The organism is Bacteroides reticulotermitis JCM 10512 (assembly GCF_000517545.1).
Taxonomy (GTDB): domain Bacteria; phylum Bacteroidota; class Bacteroidia; order Bacteroidales; family Bacteroidaceae; genus Bacteroides; species Bacteroides reticulotermitis.
The window spans coordinates 36,545-53,292 of record NZ_BAIV01000038.1 but is presented as its reverse complement, the minus strand read 5'-3'; the positions used below and the strand labels follow the sequence as shown (position 1 = coordinate 53,292).

The following is a 16,748-nucleotide window of genomic DNA, read 5'->3' as shown; positions in this document are numbered from 1 at the left end:
CCAAGTATGTTCCTCGTGATACGATTAGGAGCCAACAGCTTGGTGAAGAAATGAAGAAAGCTTATGCGCTTAGAAAACAAACTAAAAACAAACAGTGATATGAAACATTGGTATTTTATCGGATTGCTTTTACTTATCGGTGTATCCTCTTGTAAGCGAGCTCCTGTTGAAATTCCTGTCAAGGAGTTGAAAAGGCTTGTTCTTGCTAGAGGAGATACCGCTGCTTATAATAAATTGATACTTGTCTCTGCGGATAAAAAGAGGCCGGAAGATAATTTGATTTATGCTATGATTATGGCTCATCGCTATAATTATGCTCCCGCGTACTCCGAGGTTTATAATTGTTTGGAGCGTATATTCGCAACTTATGGCAATGTGATGGACGACACAACGAAGGAGATGGCTTTGAAGTATTTAAATGAAGGAGTCGAGTTGAAAGATTATAATGCCCTTTCTATTTTACGTTCTTTGTATGAAGAAGGTGTTTATCTTCCTAAAGATACGGCTATGGTTGAAAAACTTGATGAAGAAATGAAGGCACATAGTCCACTCTAGTCGGATAAACTCATCATTTTTCGGCTCACTGCTTAAGTTTTTCTATGAGCGACAATAGAAGTAAGCTGTTGTCGCTCTATCTTATTTTTTATTCCTGATGTTGTAGGTGTGCTTAGTGCGAATAGAAATTAATTCAGTAAAAATTATGAGATATTTATTTCTTTATCTTACAAGTTTAATGTGTTGCTTTGCTTTCTTCTCTTGTGAACCTGAGATTATTGAAGTGAAGACAATGAATCATACCCGCCCTATTGAAGTTCTCAAAGAACTGGTTCTTATAGAAGGAGATTCGGTCGCTTATAATGAATTGATGATTGCTTATTTTGTTAGAAAAAACATTGAAGAATATTTGATTTACTCTTTATTTATGATTCACCAATATAACTATCCTCGTGCTTATTCGAATGTGTATAGTTGTTTGGAGCGTGCTTCGGAATCCAATGGCAATGTGATGGATGAGCGTACAAAGGAAATGGCACTTAAATACTTGCGGCGGGGGGCAGAGTTAAATGATTATAACTCGCTTAGTTATCTATGGAGTTTATATCTGGAAGGTAAATACGTTCCTAAAGATACGATTATGAGCCAGAAGATTAAGAACAGAATGGATGAAATATCCCTCCTTAAGGTTTACACAACTACAAGGTGGGATTAAACTATTGGTGGGCAACTCTTCTATTAAAAGTCCTTAACGAAAGCCCGTTAGATCACATATTATTTGTTTCTTTGCACCAAATTTGGGAATAATGTTGTCTTTTAGATCAAGAGGCAATATTCAACTTGTGCAAAAATTAATGGAGAAACTCATTATAGATGCTTGTCCGCTGTGTGGCAGTACGCACCTGAAAAGTGTGATGACTTGTACGGATTTTTACGCTTCGGGCGAACAGTTTGAGCTGCATTCGTGTGAGGATTGCGGCTTTGTTTTTACGCAAGGCGCTCCTGTCGAAGCTGCGATCGGCAAATATTATGAAACCCCTGATTACATATCCCATACCGACACCCGCAAGGGAGTCATGAATACGGTATACCACTGGGTACGCTCCTATATGCTTGGACGTAAGGCACGTCTGGTTGTCAGAGAAGCGCACCGGAAAACGGGACGGATTCTTGATGTGGGTACAGGGACCGGTTATTTCGCGCATACTATGCAAAAGCGTGGATGGCAAGTGGAAGCAGTGGAAAAGAGTGCTCAGGCACGCGAGTTTGCTCGTGAAAATTTTGAGCTGGAGGTAAAACCCGAGGCAGCTTTGAAAGAGCTTACCCCGGGGACTTTTGATGTTATCACCCTTTGGCACGTGATGGAGCATCTTGAACACTTGAACGAGACGTGGGAATGCATTCGGGAGTTGTTGACAGAAAAAGGGTTGCTGATTGTAGCTGTGCCGAACTGTTCCTCTTACGATGCGCAACGTTATGGAGAATATTGGGGTGCGTATGACGTTCCCCGCCATTTGTGGCATTTTACGCCTGCAACAATTCAGCGGTTGGCTTCTAGTCATGGATTTATTATGGCAAACCGGCATCCGATGCCTTTCGATGCCTTTTACGTATCCATGTTGAGTGAGAAGCACCGGGGAAGTTCGCATAGCTTCCTGAAAGGGTTGTACGTCGGAACACTGGCCTGGCTTAGCACCTTAGGGAGAAAAGAGAGAAGTAGTTCAATGATATATGTTTTCCGGAAAAAGAAATAACGAATGAAGGACAAAAATAGAAATAAGTCGACATCCCGTTTCGATATGCAATTTCTCACGTCGAGCATTAGTACCACGTTGGTGCTTTTATTGCTGGGACTGGTCGTCTTCTTTGTGCTTACGGCGCATAATCTTTCCGTTTATGTCCGTGAGAATATTAGTTTTTCTGTGCTGATAAGTGATGACATGAAGGAGAGTGACATCCTGAAACTACAGACTAAATTGGATAAGCAGCCTTTTGTGAAGGCTTCCGAATACATCTCCAAGAAACAGGCTTTGAAAGAACAGACAGAAGCCATGGGAACTGATCCGGAGGAATTTCTCGGCTATAATCCGTTCACAGCTTCTTTGGAGATCAAGTTACATTCTGACTATGCCAATTCTGATAGCATAGCCAAGATTGAAAAAATGATTAAGAAGAATACCAATATACAAGATGTGCTCTACCGAAAAGATCTGATCGATGCCGTCAATGAGAATATACGGAATATCAGTCTGGTTTTGCTAGGGTTGGCAATCGTGTTGACTTTCATCTCTTTTGCACTTATTAATAACACCATCCGGTTGGCGATCTATTCCAAGCGCTTCCTCATTCACACCATGAAACTTGTGGGAGCCAGTTGGAGTTTTATTCGAGGGCCGTTTCTGCGAAAGAATGTGTGGAGTGGTGTGTTGGCTGCCGTGCTTGCCGATGCAATTCTGATTGGTACAGCCTATTGGGCGGTGCACTATGAGCAGGAGTTGGCGCAGGTCATTACCCCGGAAGTGATGCTGATTGTCTGTGGAAGCGTATTAGTATTCGGTATTGTAATCACCTGGTTGTGTGCCTATTTTTCAATGAATAGATACCTCAAGATGAAAGCTAATACCCTGTATTATATTTAATCTTAGGCCTGATTGGAGTGGTGTTCTCGGATACCAAAATTGAATTAGTAACTTGAATAATAAATATACTTATGTCTGACAAGCAAAAATTTGCCTTCGATAAAGTAAACTTTATCTTACTTGCAGCGGGAATGGCGATTGTTATTATCGGCTTCCTATTGATGGCGGGTCCTGCGTCATCCGAAACTGTTTTTGAACCGGATATCTTCAGTGTACGCAGAATAAAAGTCGCTCCTGTGGTTTGTCTGTTCGGATTCCTGTCTATGATCTACGCTGTATTGCGCAAACCTAAAACCAACACAAACAACTAATGGGAGACTTGACGCTGATCGAGACTATTATCATAGCTATTGTAGAGGGATTGACTGAGTTTCTACCCGTATCTTCTACCGGACATATGATTATAGCACAAAACATGCTTGGTGTTGAAAGTACGGAGTTTGTAAAGGCCTTTACAGTGATTATCCAGTTCGGAGCAATCCTGTCTGTGGTCTGTCTTTATTGGAAGCGTTTTTTTCGCCTTCGTCCCATCTGTATATTCGCACCGGAGGCTACTGTCGGAAAAAGCATACCAGCCAAACTTGGGATTTGGTTAAAGCGTTTCCTGCAAAAGTTCGACTTCTATTGGAAGCTGTTAGTCGCCTTTATACCTGCGGCGTTTATAGGTCTTCTCTTTAGTGATAAGATAGACGAGATGCTCGAAAGTGTAACGGTGGTTGCTGTAATGCTTGTCATTGGAGGTATATTCATGCTCTTTTGCGACCGTATTTTTACCAAGAGCGAAGAAGGAATGGAGTTGACTGAGAAGAAAGCATTCAACATCGGACTATTTCAATGCATTGCCATGATACCGGGTGTTTCGCGCTCCATGGCTACCATTGTCGGAGGTATGGCACAGAAGATGACGCGTAAAGACGCTGCCGAATTTTCTTTCTTTTTGGCCGTGCCCACCATGTTTGCCGCCACCGGGTATAAGCTGCTCAAGCTTTTTCTCAATGGTGGAGTAGATGTTTTGGTAGATAATATGGCTGCGCTGATTATTGGCAACGTGGTTGCTTTTATCGTAGCGTTGCTGGCCATTAAGTTTTTCATAAATTTTGTAACGAAGTACGGCTTCAAGGCATTCGGATGGTATCGAATCCTGGTAGGAGGGGCGATTTTGATAATGTTGATGCTAGGATATAACTTGGAGATTGCATAATGAATTTTAAAAAAGGAGAAGTACTGTTTTTTAATAAACCTCTCGGGTGGACATCATTTAAGTTAGTCGGCAACGTCCGCTACCACATTTGTCGCTTGATAGGAGTTAAGAAACTAAAGGTAGGACATGCCGGCACGCTCGATCCCCTTGCTACCGGGGTGATGATTATTTGCACCGGCAAAGCGACAAAACGAATTGAAGAGTTTCAATACCAGACAAAGGAATATGTAGCCACGCTCCGTTTGGGCGCTACTACCCCCTCATACGATTTGGAACATGATATAGATGCCGTTTATCCCACAGAGCATATTACGCGGGAGATGGTGGAGCAAGTGCTAACCCAATTCATAGGAACGATTGAGCAGGTTCCACCTGCTTTTTCAGCCTGTATGGTTGATGGGACCCGTGCTTATGAGCTGGCTCGTAAAGGGCAAGAGGTTGAACTAAAGGCGAAACAACTTGTTATAGATGAGATTGAACTGTTGGAGTGTCAGTTGGATACACCGCAGCCTACCCTCAAAGTACGAGTCGTATGTAGCAAAGGAACTTATATCCGGGCTTTAGCGCGAGATATCGGCGAAGCCTTGAATAGCGGAGCTCACCTGATTGGGTTGGTTCGTACCCGCGTGGGCGAGGTACGCTTAGAAGACTGTCTGGATCCCGACCACTTCAAAGAGTGGCTTGATGGACAGGAAATAGAGAATGATGAAGAGAATAATTAATAATAAGGACTAGATATGAAGCTATCACAATTCAAATTTAAGTTACCCGAGGATAAAATTGCATTGCATCCTACGAAGTACAGAGATGAATCACGTCTGATGGTGTTACACCGTCGTACAGGTGAGATTGAGCACAAAATGTTTAAAGACGTTTTGGATTATTTTGATGATAAAGATGTGTTTATATTCAACGATACGAAAGTTTTTCCGGCTCGTTTGTATGGTAACAAGGAGAAGACAGGTGCCCGTATTGAAGTCTTCTTGCTGCGAGAGCTAAATGAAGAGCTTCGCCTGTGGGATGTATTGGTAGATCCTGCTCGTAAAATACGTATCGGAAACAAACTCTATTTTGGAGAAGACGATTCGATGGTAGCCGAAGTGATCGATAATACAACGTCGCGTGGGCGTACGCTGCGTTTTCTCTACGACGGTCCGCATGATGAATTCAAGAAGGCGCTGTATGCGTTAGGAGAGACTCCCCTTCCCCATTCAATCATTCATCGTCCCGTAGAACCGGAAGATGCAGAGCGTTTCCAATCGATCTTTGCTAAACATGAAGGTGCAGTGACTGCTCCTACAGCGGGTTTGCATTTCAGCCGTGAATTGATGAAGCGAATGGAGATCAAGGGTATTGATTTCGCTTACGTAACCCTGCATGCCGGATTGGGTAATTTCCGTGATATCGATGTAGAAGATTTGACCAAGCATAAAATGGACTCTGAACAGATTGCTGTCACCAGAGAAGCTGTGCAAGCAGTAAACAATGCCAAAGATACAGGTAGAAATGTCTGTGCCGTTGGTACAACCGTGATGCGCGCCATTGAGAGTACTGTAAGTACGGACGGTCACTTAAAGGAATTTGCGGGATGGACTAACAAGTTTATCTTTCCTCCGTATGAATTTACCGTAGCCAATTCGCTGATATCCAACTTCCATATGCCTCTTTCCACCCTGTTGATGATTGTAGCTGCTTTTGGTGGCTATGACCAGGTGATGGATGCTTATAATTTAGCGCTGAAAGAGGACTATCGTTTTGGAACGTATGGCGATGCTATGTTGATTTTGGATAAGTAAAAGATTGCCGAGGCACAACGTAGATAGATAATGGCAAAAGTTTATGTAGGACTCGGTACCAATTTAGGCGACAAAGAGGATAACCTCCGCGTTGCCATTCAAAAGATAGAAGAGCGGATAGGGAAAGTTATTTTCTTGTCCGCTTTTTATGCAACGGCCCCTTGGGGCTTCCATTCTGAAAATAGTTTTGTGAATGCAGCTGTGGGTATTGAAACCCTCCTTTCCCCTTTGGAAGTGCTTGAGGGTACGCAGGCGATTGAACGCGCGATGGGGCGTATGCAAAAAACGGTCAATAAAGCGTATAGTGACCGATTGATTGATATCGATTTGTTGCTGTATGACAACTGTATATTGTCAGTCGTCAGTCCATCTGGTGCGGAACTTGTTCTCCCCCACCCTTTGATGGCAGAGCGCGATTTCGTACTGAAGCCGTTAGCGGAAATCGCTCCCGAACTAGTTCATCCGGTTCTTGGTAAGACTGTGCGTGAGTTATTAGCTCAACTGAATGCTTAACGGCGCTTGGTACCGTTCTCTTTCTCCTCTTTCTCTTTTTTCCGATCTATAATGAAGCGCGGTAAATAAGCTATGCAGCCTACTAATGCTGCGTAGAGCAAGTGTATATCCTGGAACTCAATATGCATAAAGTGGCATACAATGGCGTAAGTCGCAATTGTTAATCCTACATAAAGGGCTAAAAGTAAAACGTTTCTAACTTTGCTGCTGAGTATCATTCTTTCTTTAATTTATTTGAGACAAGGAGGTAATCCTTGTTTGTATTCATGTGTTAAACATGGGTCAAAGATAAAAATAATCTCCGAATAATACTTATCTTTGTCCCCGAAATGAAAGTGTGGATAGATTTGAGCAGCTTGCAACCACGGAAAAAAATGCTAAAACACGACTTATTATTGCTTTTCTTGGTTGTTTTAGTAGTTCTTACCTCCCCACGCACTCATTTATTCTTAAATTTTTAATTCTTAATTAAAGAAAGATGGGATATTTATTTACATCCGAATCGGTGTCTGAAGGACACCCCGACAAAGTGGCCGATCAAATATCGGACGCTGTACTTGACAAACTGTTGGCTTACGACCCCAGTTCAAAAGTAGCTTGCGAAACATTGGTTACTACCGGACAGGTAGTTCTTGCGGGTGAAGTGAAAACAAAAGCGTACGTTGATCTCCAACTCATCGCCCGCGAAGTAATTAAGAAGATTGGTTACACCAAAGGAGAATACATGTTCGAAGGCAATTCTTGTGGTGTACTATCTGCCATTCACGAACAAAGTCCCGACATCAACCGTGGTGTGGAACGCGAAGACCCGATGAATCAGGGTGCAGGCGACCAAGGTATGATGTTTGGCTATGCTACGAACGAAACGGAGAACTATATGCCGCTTTCGCTCGACTTGTCGCATCGCATCCTGCAAGTACTGGCGGAAATCCGTCGCGAAGGAGAGGTTATGACTTACCTCCGTCCCGACTCGAAGAGTCAGGTTACGATTGAATATGACGACAATGGAGTTCCTGTTCGCATTGACACAATCGTTGTCTCTACCCAACACGATGATTTTATTCAACCTGCTGACGAAACGCAGGAAGCTCAGCTAAAGGCTGATGAAGAGATGCTCTCAGTGATTCGTCGGGATGTGATCGAAATCCTGATGCCACGTGTCATTGCTTCCATTCATCATGAAAAGGTATTGAGCCTGTTTAGCGATAATATCAAATACCACGTGAATCCAACCGGTAAGTTTGTAATCGGTGGTCCTCATGGAGATTCCGGATTGACCGGTCGTAAAATCATAGTTGATACCTATGGCGGTAAGGGTGCTCACGGTGGTGGAGCTTTCTCAGGAAAAGATCCTAGCAAGGTAGACCGTAGTGCTGCCTATGCGGTTCGTCATATTGCTAAAAATATGGTTGCTGCGGGAGTCGCCGACGAAATGCTTGTGCAGGTGAGTTATGCTATTGGCGTAGCCATCCGATTAATATTTATGTGAATACCTACGGGCGTTCTCATGTTAGTCTGTCCGATGGCGAGATAGCCGGTGTTATCGAGCAATTGTTCGATCTCCGTCCTAAAGCTATCGAAGAACGTTTGAAGCTTCGCAATCCTATTTACCAGGAGACAGCAGCCTATGGACACATGGGCCGTGAACCGCAAGTGGTGCAAAAAGAATTCTTCTCTCGCTACGAAGGAAATAAAACAGTAGAAGTAGAACTATTTACGTGGGAAAAATTAGACTACGTGGATAAGATCAAAGCTGCTTTCGGATTATAATCAGTGCATAGCTTTACGGCTATTTATTTAAATAGGAGCCACAATCTTCTCTTCAGCGAGAGAATGATTGTGGCTCTTTGATTTTGGTATTAAGCTTCCAACAGTTTAATCGCATCTACGTATTGCGCAATACCCGTTGCTACCTGTTTGGCGGCCTTCATGGCCATTACCACAGTTTGCGGATGATGCACAACATCACCTCCGGCAAATACTCCGCGGCGAGTCGTCATACCATAAGGACGGTCTTTTACAATGACATAACCTGTATCGTCAACATCGATTCCTGTAGTGGTAGATACAATGCGGTTGGCTGGACGTGAACCGATGGCGAGGCAAATGCGATCGAATGGTATCTCCTGCTTTCCTTCGGGTGTGGTAGCGCGAATGGCCACCAAAGCACCATCTTCATTGCCGATGAATTCTTCGGTGGAAGTTTGCCACATAAATTGCACGCCCTCTTTCACTGCTTCCTGGTATTCACTCTGTATGGCAGGCATATCGGCCTCTGTGCGGTGGTAGATAACATGTACGCTGGAGGCTCCCATGCGGATGGCTGTACGCGCAGCGTCCATAGCTACGTTGCCACAACCGATAATGCCGACCTTTTCGCCTTGCTTTACGGGAACAGCATCCCGGTTAACCGCTCCTTCATTGAAGATACTTACCATCTGAAGTAGGTAAGACGATTGAATAATTCCCCTGAGTTGAGCTCCCGGAGCGTTTAACGCCTTAGGCAGCGCAGTACCTGTACCGATAAAGATTGCATCGAAATCCTGTTCGAACATCTGATCTATGGTGATATCCTTACCCACCACGCAGTTTAGTGTAAAGGTGATACCTAATGCTTCCATCTTGGCTATCTCTTTACGTACCACTACCTTGGGTAAGCGATATTCAGGAATGCCGTACATCAATACCCCGCCCGCTTCTTCCTGGCTGTCGAAAATGGTGACATTGAATCCTTGACGAGCAAGATCACCGGCTACAGTTAGCCCGGCTGGTCCGGAGCCGATAACGGCTACTTTCCCCCGTGTCTTCTGAGGCAATCGTTCGCGGATAAGGCTCATCTGTGTGTCGAAGTCAGCAATGAATCGTTCCAGTTTACCGATTTGAATTTCTTTGCCCTTGGGATAGAGAATACAGTGGCCCTGGCATTGCTTCTCGTGTGGGCATACGCGTCCACAGATAGCTGGCAGGTTACTCTTCTCATTGATGATGTGCATTGCATCGCCCATGTTTCCCATGGAAAGTTGGTGAATAAAGCCTGGGATGTCGTTTTCAATCGGACATCCTTTTCTGCATGAAGGGTTCTTGCAGTTTAAACAGCGCTTTGCTTCTTCAATTGCTTCTTTTGTTGTGAAACTTTCGTTTATCTCTTTAAATGTATTGTTCTTTTCAGTCATATTTCTTATTAATAACAGCCTTTTTGTAATCTCTACTTTGCAAAAGTAGCTATTTTTTGGATTCTTGTATCGTTTTGGAACATTTTTTTTCTACCTTCTCCTGTTTTTATAATCTCTTATGATATTGTGAGTTATAAAAGAACTATTCTTGCTGATGCGGTTTAGTAGGAGAGTTAGTTAGAAGCTTTATGGTCTCTAAATATATAGAATACAGTCATTTTTTTTATTTTTGCGAAAAACAAGATTATGCACAACGCAACTCTATCTGCTGAGATCGTTGCTTTTTCCTCGCTTAGTGTTGAGGAGGCAAATCAACTCACGCAACGGATTTATTGGCTGTTTGAACAAATTGATAAGAGCCATCTTAAATGGAAAAAGGAAAAGGTTTTCATGCGGCTCGTCTCTGGTGGCCTTATCGAGTGTCTGGTTTCTGCGCCTTGCGATGCTTTGAGAATTGCGCTATTGATTAAGAATGGGATTAAGTCTTTTTCTATTTATCCTTCTAGTGAGTTTCTGGCATCGGCTAAGTATCGAAAACAATTCCAAGCTTATGGGGCTCGGGTCGGTATCAGCATCGGTCGTGTGAATATTGATTTGATTGATAAGGATATAGTGGATGAGGAAGCGATTAGTCGTTCGGGTAAGTTGATTGCCGAACAGAAAAAAATGAAAGCTAAAAGTACACTTTCTTTTGATTCTCCTTCCAAGGATTTGACCGATCAGATTACTGTTATCCTATCTCTTCTTGATGAATTTCTGAATAGAGCGACTACCAAGCAGAGTCATATTCTACTTTACAAATTACTCGGATATAATGAAGTGGATATTGCCCGCGAATTAGGTATTAAACAATCTACTGTGAATCAGCAATCGAAAGCAGCCGGATGGAATGTCATCGAACAAGCGGTTCGGTATTATAGTCAGTACGACTTTTTTGGAGAATTCAATTATAAGAATTATTGGGAAGAGGACGACATCGAGTAGATAAAGCTAAGAAGGAGTTCTATTATTGAAGCGAAAACAAGGCTTCGCTGTAGCGACTGAAAAGTAGAGAAATTGAATCTGTATGGATTGAGGCTTTAATGGGTTTCGATGTAACGATATGGCTTAGCTTTGGGTTGTGTAAACGGTCTTTACCTACATGCTCAGTCTTGATTTCTTGCAGTTGGCAATGAGAAAGTATGATGCTTTGTTGTGTAGCTCTCTGCTTTTTTTGTACTTTTGTGGCATTACTCAGAAAATGTAAAAGACAATGAATCAGATCCACTCTGTGTGCGTATATAGCGCTTCCAGTACAAAGATAGATGCCACTTATTTTGAAGCAGCCGAAGAGCTAGGCCGTCTGCTAGCTAAACAGGATATCCGGTTAATTAACGGAGCGGGTAGTATCGGGCTTATGCGTTCTGTAGCCGATGCTGTGCTAGCTTCCGGTGGTAAAGTAACAGGTGTTATTCCACATTTTATGGTTGAACAAAACTGGCATCATACCGGACTTACCGAGTTGGTTGAAGTAAACTCGATGCATGAACGCAAGCAACGAATGGCCGATCTGAGTGATGCTATTATTGCTTTACCCGGTGGATGTGGAACCTTGGAAGAACTACTTGAAATTATAACCTGGAAGCAATTAGGGCTTTATCTGAACCCCATTGTTGTTCTTAATACCAATGGTTTCTTCGACCCCTTGCTGGCTATGCTGGAACGAGCAATTGATGAGAGCTTTATGCGTCGGCAGCATGGAGAAATATGGAAGGTAGCCACTACACCGGAGGAGGCGTTGGAATTGATTTGCACTACCCCTGTATGATCAGTCGATTCGTAAGTTTGCTGCCATATGAAACCTTTCGGCAGCCATATCGTTCAAGTAGCTGATACGTTACAGGCAGATACGGTAAGTTGCCTGCCTGTGGCTTTACGTGATACTGTGACTACTCAAGTGCCCGACACGCTTCCACTATTCTATGATGAGCAATATATAGCGGGAGACACGCTTCAGGTGGTGAAATATCGTTCGGCAACTATTTATGACTCTGGATTCGAGGGAGTTCCCCTAACCTACTCGCCTCGTATTGACGATACGATTGCCGCCACGCTTTTGGCCTGTTTCTTTCTTTCATCCATAGCTTTGGCCAGGAGCAAGAAATACCTCTCTCAGCAGGTAAAAGACTTCGTAATGCACCGTGAACGAACAAGTATCTTTAATGCTTCTACTGCGGGAGATGTGCGTTATTTGCTCGTCTTACTTGTGCAAACCTGCGTGCTGAGTGGAGTTGTGATTTTCAATTATTTTCATGATTCAACGCCCGATCTGATGGGGCAATACTCTCCGCTGTTGCTTTTGGGCAGCTATGTCGGCATTTGTTTGGCATATGTCTTACTAAAGTGGGGAAGCTATTCTTTCCTTGGATGGGTGTTTTTTGACAAAAACAAGACGGATATGTGGTTGGAGGCCTATTCTACGCTTATCTATTACTTGGGATTTGTGCTTTTTCCGTTCGTTTTATTTCTTGTTTATTTTGATTTAAGCATCGTTTATTTAACAGTAATAGGATTAAGTATTTTAATTTTTACTAAAATATTGATGTTTTATAAGTGGGTAAAGCTTTTTTTTAATCAAATTCATGTACTTTTCCTTTTAATTTTGTACTTTTGTGCCCTTGAAATCATTCCTTGTTTACTCATATATCAGGGGCTGATTCAGCTTAACAATATATTGCTAATAAAAATTTAGGACGTTGAAAATCAAAAAAGTACTTGTGTCGCAGCCTAAGCCTGCTTCAGAGAAATCTCCCTATTACGACATTGCGCAGAAGTATGGCGTAAAAATAGATTTCCGCCCGTTCATAAAGGTCGAAAGCCTTTCAGCGAAGGAGTTCCGGCAACAGAAGATTACAATTCTCGACCATACAGCCGTCATATTCACTTCTCGCCATGCCATCGACCATTTTTTTCATCTGTGTACAGAACTTCGTGTGACTGTTCCGGAAGCAATGAAATATTTTTGTGTAACAGAGACAGTTGCTCTGTACATTCAGAAGTATGTTCAGTACCGTAAACGCAAAATCTTTTTCGGTTCTACCGGTAAGATAGAAGATTTGCTGCCTGCGATTCTGAAACATAAGGGCGAAAACTACCTTGTTCCGATGTCGGATGTGCATACGGACGATCTGTCGAATCTGCTTGTGAAGAACCATATTCAGCACACAGAATCGGTGATGTATCGCACGGTGAGTAACGACTTTACGGAAGATGAGGAGTTTGACTATGATATGTTAGTGTTTTTCAGTCCGGCAGGAGTTTCTTCGTTGCAGAAGAATTTCCCTGATTTCGATCAGAAAGAAATCAGAATCGGAACGTTTGGATCGACCACTGCACAAGCAGTACGTGATGCCGGACTCCGTTTGGACCTTGAAGCTCCTACTGTACAGGCACCGTCTATGACGGCAGCACTTGACATGTTCATCAAGGAAAACAATAAATAATACGAGTGGGCAACTATACCTTGCGTAAAGCCGAAAGGCTGAATAGTAAACTTATTATCGGGAAGATGTTTGAAGGCGGTTCATCTAAGTCGTTCTCCATCTTTCCGATACGTGTAGTATATATGCCTATCGAACAAGCAGCAGCGCCGGTTGCGGTGCTCATTAGTGTTTCGAAGCGACGGTTCAAGCGGGCGGTAAAGCGCAACTGGGTGAAACGTCGGATTCGCGAAGCCTATCGGAAAAACAAGGAAACTCTGCTCGCTGAGATGCAAGAGTATCCTCAATCACTGGCTATTGCTTTATTTATTTGTCGGACGAGCTGGTTCCTTCGAACGAGTTGGACGAAAAAATGAAAACAGCGCTTGCACGCATCGGCGAAAAGTTGTCCTCATGAAGCCTCGAATCTTCTTTATGCAAATAGTGAAGGCTTTGTCGAGTGCATTGTCTTTCCTGCTGTTAATCCCCATTTATTTTTATCGAGCTTGTATTTCCCCTCTTATTCCCCCCTCCTGTCGGTTTACGCCCACTTGCTCAGCTTATGCGCTTGAGGCAATAAAAAACATGGACCGATCAAAGGCTCTATCTGACGGTTCGTCGTATTTTGCGATGTCATCCTTGGGGAGGTTCCGGATATGATCCGGTTCCCTGACGCACTTTAACGAACAACCTCATGGAGAACAATCAAATACTGGACATTCACACCCATAGCCATACAGGTAATCCGAATGCCATAGTAAATTATCAGCTTCCTGTCGTCTCTTCGGATTGCGATGATCCGGGAAATGATGCCGGCGGTGGTAACCCGGGGGATGATGTTTTCAAGCCGCTTCAAGGAGTTTATTACTCTGCCGGGATTCATCCTTGGGACCTGACCGAATGCAATGCAAAGAAGCAGTTGGTTGTACTTCAGGAATTGCTTGGGCAAAGCTGTTTTGTAGCCATCGGCGAGGCAGGGATGGATAAATTGGCGAATGCGCCTATGCGACTGCAGATCTATGCTTTCGAAGCGCAGGTTCGTTTGTCAGAGCAGTACCGTCTGCCGTTGATTATTCATTGTGTGAAAGCGGTGGATGAGCTACTTGCTGTTCGGAAGAAATACAATCCGATTCAGCCATGGATATGGCATAGCTTTCGAGGAAAGCCGGAGCAAGCGAAACAGCTGTTGGATAAAGGCTTTTATCTCTCTTTCCGGGAAGTCTATTCTGCCGAAGCAATGAGAATGGTGCCTGACAACCGTTTGTTTTTAGAGACCGATGATACCGGGCTCGCTATTGAAGCGGTATTGCGAAAGGCTGCTGATGTACGCGAGGTGAGCCTGAGTGCTCTGCGTCGGGTAATCAGTGAGAATGTGCAGGCAGTTTTTTTAAGTGGTAAGAGTTGTTTCTTCAGATAAAGAGTCGTACTTTTGCCAGAACAAAGTATATCAAATATTTAAATAATTAATCATTCGATGAATTTTGTAGAAGAATTAAGATGGCGTGGCATGCTCCACGATATTATGCCTGGTACAGAAGAGCTTCTGGCTAAGGAACAGGTGACTGCATACCTCGGTATTGACCCTACGGCGGACTCTTTGCATATCGGTCACCTTTGTGGGGTGATGATGTTGCGTCACCTCCAACGTTGCGGACATAAGCCGTTGGCGTTGATTGGTGGTGCTACCGGTATGATCGGTGACCCATCCGGTAAATCGCTGGAACGTAACCTGTTGGATGAGAAGACCTTGATCCATAATCAGGAAGCTATCAAAAAGCAGTTGGATAAATTTCTGGATTTTGAGTCCGGTGCGTCTAACTGTGCAGAGTTAGTGAACAACTACGATTGGATGAAGAACTTTACATTTCTAGATTTTGTTCGTGATGTAGGTAAGCATATCACTGTAAACTACATGATGGCGAAGGAATCAGTAAAGAAGCGTCTGAATGGTGAAGCTCGTGACGGTTTGTCATTCACCGAGTTTACTTATCAGTTGTTGCAGGCTTATGATTATTTGCATTTGAATACAACCAGTGGCTGTAAACTGCAAATGGGCGGTTCCGACCAATGGGGCAACATAACGACAGGATCTGAATTAATCCGTCGTACCAATGGGAATGAGGTTTTTGGACTTGTTTGTCCGCTTATCACCAAAGCTGATGGAGGTAAGTTCGGTAAAACAGAATCCGGTAATGTTTGGTTGGATTCTCGTTACACTTCCCCTTACAAGTTCTATCAATTCTGGTTGAACGTAAGCGATGCTGATGCAGCCCGTTATATTAAGATCTTCACTTCTCTCCCTAAAGAGGAAATTGATGCGCTGGTAGCTGAACAGGAAGCCGCTCCTCATTTGCGTCCATTGCAAAAACGTCTTGCCCAAGAGGTTACGATCATGGTACACTCTGAAGAAGATTACTATGCTGCAGTAGATGCGTCTAACATCTTATTTGGTAATGCTACTTCCGAAGCTTTGAAGAAGTTAGATGAAGATACCTTGTTGGCTGTGTTCGAAGGAGTACCTCAGTTTGAGGTATCGCGTGATGTTTTGACGGATGGGGTGAAAGCGGTCGATCTATTTGTCGATAACGCCGCCGTATTCGCATCCAAAGGCGAAATGCGTAAATTGGTTCAAGGAGGTGGCGTTTCTCTGAATAAGGAGAAGCTAGAGGCTTTTGACCAAGTGATTACAGTTGCTGATCTGTTGGATGAGAAATATCTGTTAGTTCAACGTGGTAAGAAGAATTATTATCTGCTGATAGTGAAGTGATAATAACGCTGTTAGCTAGCTGAATGCAAAAAAGTGGCGCAAATATTTGGAGGTTTGTTTGTAAACCCATATCTTTGCACCGCTTTTTAACAGAAGGCATCTATGTTTGGACTATGGTGTAATGGTAGCACAACAGTTTTTGGTTCTGTTTGTCTAGGTTCGAATCCTGGTAGTCCAACGAAAAAAATCTCCAAGAGTGTTATACTCTTGGAGATTTTTCGTTATAGGAGGTATATATCGGGGTACCTGACGAGATTAGGCGTGTACTGGTAAATCTATAAATCTTCTCAATAGTAACGGATCACTTGCAGAAGCATGAGCCTTATTTTTCCTGTGTACTACTTAAATTTCGACTCCTTTTGCAAACCGTGCAATATCCATATAGCCATTCTGCGTTCCTGATTTCATCTTCGGGGCTTGACAGAAGTACTTTGCACAAAAATACATCACTCTTATGTCATAGTCACTTTTTTGCATATCATTCAGTATATCAGTTGCTTATTTTGCGTCTTCTTTTTTTATGTTTATTCACTTCTACTTCCTGTCCGCATATTGTGCGATGGCTGTTTACATTCTGTCACTTGCTTAATTTTCATGTTTTGCCGGTTAATTAGTTTATAGATACAGGGAGGTCTTAATGAACATCCTCTTATTTCTGGATAGAGTAACTTCCTCGGGTATTCACATTCCTGCAAAGCCGCTGGTT

General features: G+C 43.1%; 16 protein-coding genes, 1 tRNA gene and 4 pseudogenes. 19 read left to right on the top strand and 2 right to left on the bottom strand.

Annotation, left to right across the window (positions count from 1 at the left end):
* Window positions 1-99 precede the first annotated feature (99 nt).
* The 9 genes from JCM10512_RS18905 to folK all read left to right on the top strand — a co-directional run bounded on the left by JCM10512_RS18905 (window position 100) and on the right by folK (window position 6,644).
* Window positions 100-555, top strand: a complete 456-nt coding sequence (locus JCM10512_RS18905) for a hypothetical protein (RefSeq protein ID WP_148298474.1) — start codon at window positions 100-102, stop codon at window positions 553-555.
* 145 nt (window positions 556-700) lie between these two features.
* Complete coding sequence (locus JCM10512_RS18900) at window positions 701-1,210, top strand: SEL1-like repeat protein (protein WP_148298473.1); 510 nt, start codon at window positions 701-703, stop codon at window positions 1,208-1,210.
* A gap of 139 nt (window positions 1,211-1,349) precedes the next feature.
* A complete protein-coding gene (locus JCM10512_RS18895; RefSeq protein WP_044165315.1) occupies window positions 1,350-2,249 on the top strand; it encodes a class I SAM-dependent methyltransferase in 900 nt (299 codons plus the stop codon).
* Window positions 2,250-2,252: 3 nt separating this feature from the next.
* Window positions 2,253-3,134 carry a cell division protein FtsX gene (locus tag JCM10512_RS18890; RefSeq protein ID WP_044165314.1) on the top strand — a complete coding sequence of 294 codons (882 nt, stop codon included), beginning with the start codon at window positions 2,253-2,255 and terminating at the stop codon, window positions 3,132-3,134.
* Window positions 3,135-3,205: 71 nt separating this feature from the next.
* Window positions 3,206-3,445, top strand: a complete 240-nt coding sequence (locus JCM10512_RS18885) for a DUF3098 domain-containing protein (protein WP_044165313.1) — start codon at window positions 3,206-3,208, stop codon at window positions 3,443-3,445.
* Window positions 3,445-4,335: an undecaprenyl-diphosphate phosphatase gene (locus JCM10512_RS18880; RefSeq protein WP_044165312.1), complete on the top strand. Its 891-nt coding sequence runs from the start codon at window positions 3,445-3,447 to the stop codon at window positions 4,333-4,335. Before JCM10512_RS18885 ends, JCM10512_RS18880 begins: the two co-directional genes overlap by 1 nt.
* Complete coding sequence (truB, locus tag JCM10512_RS18875; protein ID WP_044165310.1) at window positions 4,335-5,057, top strand: tRNA pseudouridine(55) synthase TruB; 723 nt, start codon at window positions 4,335-4,337, stop codon at window positions 5,055-5,057. Before JCM10512_RS18880 ends, truB begins: the two co-directional genes overlap by 1 nt.
* A 15-nt stretch (window positions 5,058-5,072) precedes the next feature.
* Window positions 5,073-6,131, top strand: coding sequence for a tRNA preQ1(34) S-adenosylmethionine ribosyltransferase-isomerase QueA (gene queA / locus JCM10512_RS18870; RefSeq protein ID WP_044165309.1), 1,059 nt, complete (start codon window positions 5,073-5,075; stop codon window positions 6,129-6,131).
* A gap of 30 nt (window positions 6,132-6,161) precedes the next feature.
* Window positions 6,162-6,644, top strand: a complete 483-nt coding sequence (gene folK, locus JCM10512_RS18865; RefSeq protein WP_044165308.1) for a 2-amino-4-hydroxy-6-hydroxymethyldihydropteridine diphosphokinase — start codon at window positions 6,162-6,164, stop codon at window positions 6,642-6,644.
* On the opposite strand, the gene JCM10512_RS18860 is transcribed toward folK, so the two are convergent.
* Window positions 6,641-6,862: a hypothetical protein gene (locus tag JCM10512_RS18860; protein WP_044165306.1), complete on the bottom strand. Its 222-nt coding sequence runs from the start codon at window positions 6,860-6,862 to the stop codon at window positions 6,641-6,643. The genes folK and JCM10512_RS18860 overlap by 4 nt on opposite strands.
* A 260-nt stretch (window positions 6,863-7,122) precedes the next feature.
* Here JCM10512_RS18860 and metK point away from each other — a divergent pair.
* Window positions 7,123-8,414 (top strand): annotated as a pseudogene (gene metK, locus JCM10512_RS18855) (methionine adenosyltransferase).
* Window positions 8,415-8,503: 89 nt separating this feature from the next.
* Here the strand turns inward: metK and JCM10512_RS18850 are convergent.
* Window positions 8,504-9,817, bottom strand: coding sequence for an NAD(P)-dependent oxidoreductase (locus JCM10512_RS18850; RefSeq protein ID WP_044165305.1), 1,314 nt, complete (start codon window positions 9,815-9,817; stop codon window positions 8,504-8,506).
* Between the two features lie 246 nt (window positions 9,818-10,063).
* Here JCM10512_RS18850 and JCM10512_RS18845 point away from each other — a divergent pair, with 246 nt between their 5' ends.
* The 9 genes and pseudogenes from JCM10512_RS18845 (at window position 10,064) to JCM10512_RS18810 (ending at window position 16,220) form a co-directional block, all read left to right on the top strand.
* On the top strand, window positions 10,064-10,801 hold the full coding sequence (locus JCM10512_RS18845) for a hypothetical protein (protein ID WP_044165304.1): 738 nt from the start codon (window positions 10,064-10,066) through the stop codon (window positions 10,799-10,801).
* Window positions 10,802-11,069: 268 nt separating this feature from the next.
* A pseudogene (locus JCM10512_RS18840) lies at window positions 11,070-11,655 on the top strand (LOG family protein).
* Window positions 11,652-12,548 (top strand): DUF4271 domain-containing protein, encoded by an 897-nt coding sequence (locus tag JCM10512_RS18835; RefSeq protein ID WP_081741498.1) that lies wholly within the window; start codon window positions 11,652-11,654, stop codon window positions 12,546-12,548. The pseudogene JCM10512_RS18840 and the gene JCM10512_RS18835 overlap by 4 nt, the downstream one beginning before the upstream one ends.
* Window positions 12,549-12,552: 4 nt before the next feature.
* Window positions 12,553-13,299 (top strand): uroporphyrinogen-III synthase, encoded by a 747-nt coding sequence (locus JCM10512_RS18830; protein WP_044165302.1) that lies wholly within the window; start codon window positions 12,553-12,555, stop codon window positions 13,297-13,299.
* A 65-nt stretch (window positions 13,300-13,364) separates the two neighbouring features.
* Window positions 13,365-13,693 (top strand): annotated as a pseudogene (locus tag JCM10512_RS18825) (ribonuclease P protein component).
* A pseudogene (gene yidD, locus JCM10512_RS22195) lies at window positions 13,690-13,933 on the top strand (membrane protein insertion efficiency factor YidD); the annotation flags it as partial. The pseudogenes JCM10512_RS18825 and yidD, both read left to right, overlap by 4 nt.
* 36 nt (window positions 13,934-13,969) lie before the next feature.
* The gene (locus JCM10512_RS18820; protein ID WP_044165300.1) at window positions 13,970-14,692 is read left to right on the top strand and encodes a TatD family hydrolase; all 723 of its coding nucleotides are present in this window, start codon (window positions 13,970-13,972) and stop codon (window positions 14,690-14,692) included.
* A gap of 57 nt (window positions 14,693-14,749) precedes the next feature.
* Entirely contained in the window at window positions 14,750-16,042 is a 1,293-nt protein-coding gene (gene tyrS / locus JCM10512_RS18815; RefSeq protein WP_044165299.1) for a tyrosine--tRNA ligase, read from the top strand.
* Between the two features lie 107 nt (window positions 16,043-16,149).
* Window positions 16,150-16,220, top strand: a tRNA-Gln gene (locus JCM10512_RS18810).
* Window positions 16,221-16,748: the final 528 nt, after the last annotated feature.

Coding starts and splice junctions, on each gene's coding strand:
- JCM10512_RS18905 (WP_148298474.1), top strand. CDS start 100: ATGAAACATTGGTATTTTATCGGATTGCTTTTACTTATCGGTGTATCC.
- JCM10512_RS18900 (WP_148298473.1), top strand. CDS start 701: ATGAGATATTTATTTCTTTATCTTACAAGTTTAATGTGTTGCTTTGCT.
- JCM10512_RS18895 (WP_044165315.1), top strand. CDS start 1,350: ATGGAGAAACTCATTATAGATGCTTGTCCGCTGTGTGGCAGTACGCAC.
- JCM10512_RS18890 (WP_044165314.1), top strand. CDS start 2,253: ATGAAGGACAAAAATAGAAATAAGTCGACATCCCGTTTCGATATGCAA.
- JCM10512_RS18885 (WP_044165313.1), top strand. CDS start 3,206: ATGTCTGACAAGCAAAAATTTGCCTTCGATAAAGTAAACTTTATCTTA.
- JCM10512_RS18880 (WP_044165312.1), top strand. CDS start 3,445: ATGGGAGACTTGACGCTGATCGAGACTATTATCATAGCTATTGTAGAG.
- truB (WP_044165310.1), top strand. CDS start 4,335: ATGAATTTTAAAAAAGGAGAAGTACTGTTTTTTAATAAACCTCTCGGG.
- queA (WP_044165309.1), top strand. CDS start 5,073: ATGAAGCTATCACAATTCAAATTTAAGTTACCCGAGGATAAAATTGCA.
- folK (WP_044165308.1), top strand. CDS start 6,162: ATGGCAAAAGTTTATGTAGGACTCGGTACCAATTTAGGCGACAAAGAG.
- JCM10512_RS18860 (WP_044165306.1), bottom strand. CDS start 6,862: ATGATACTCAGCAGCAAAGTTAGAAACGTTTTACTTTTAGCCCTTTAT.
- JCM10512_RS18850 (WP_044165305.1), bottom strand. CDS start 9,817: ATGACTGAAAAGAACAATACATTTAAAGAGATAAACGAAAGTTTCACA.
- JCM10512_RS18845 (WP_044165304.1), top strand. CDS start 10,064: ATGCACAACGCAACTCTATCTGCTGAGATCGTTGCTTTTTCCTCGCTT.
- JCM10512_RS18835 (WP_081741498.1), top strand. CDS start 11,652: ATGAAACCTTTCGGCAGCCATATCGTTCAAGTAGCTGATACGTTACAG.
- JCM10512_RS18820 (WP_044165300.1), top strand. CDS start 13,970: ATGGAGAACAATCAAATACTGGACATTCACACCCATAGCCATACAGGT.
- tyrS (WP_044165299.1), top strand. CDS start 14,750: ATGAATTTTGTAGAAGAATTAAGATGGCGTGGCATGCTCCACGATATT.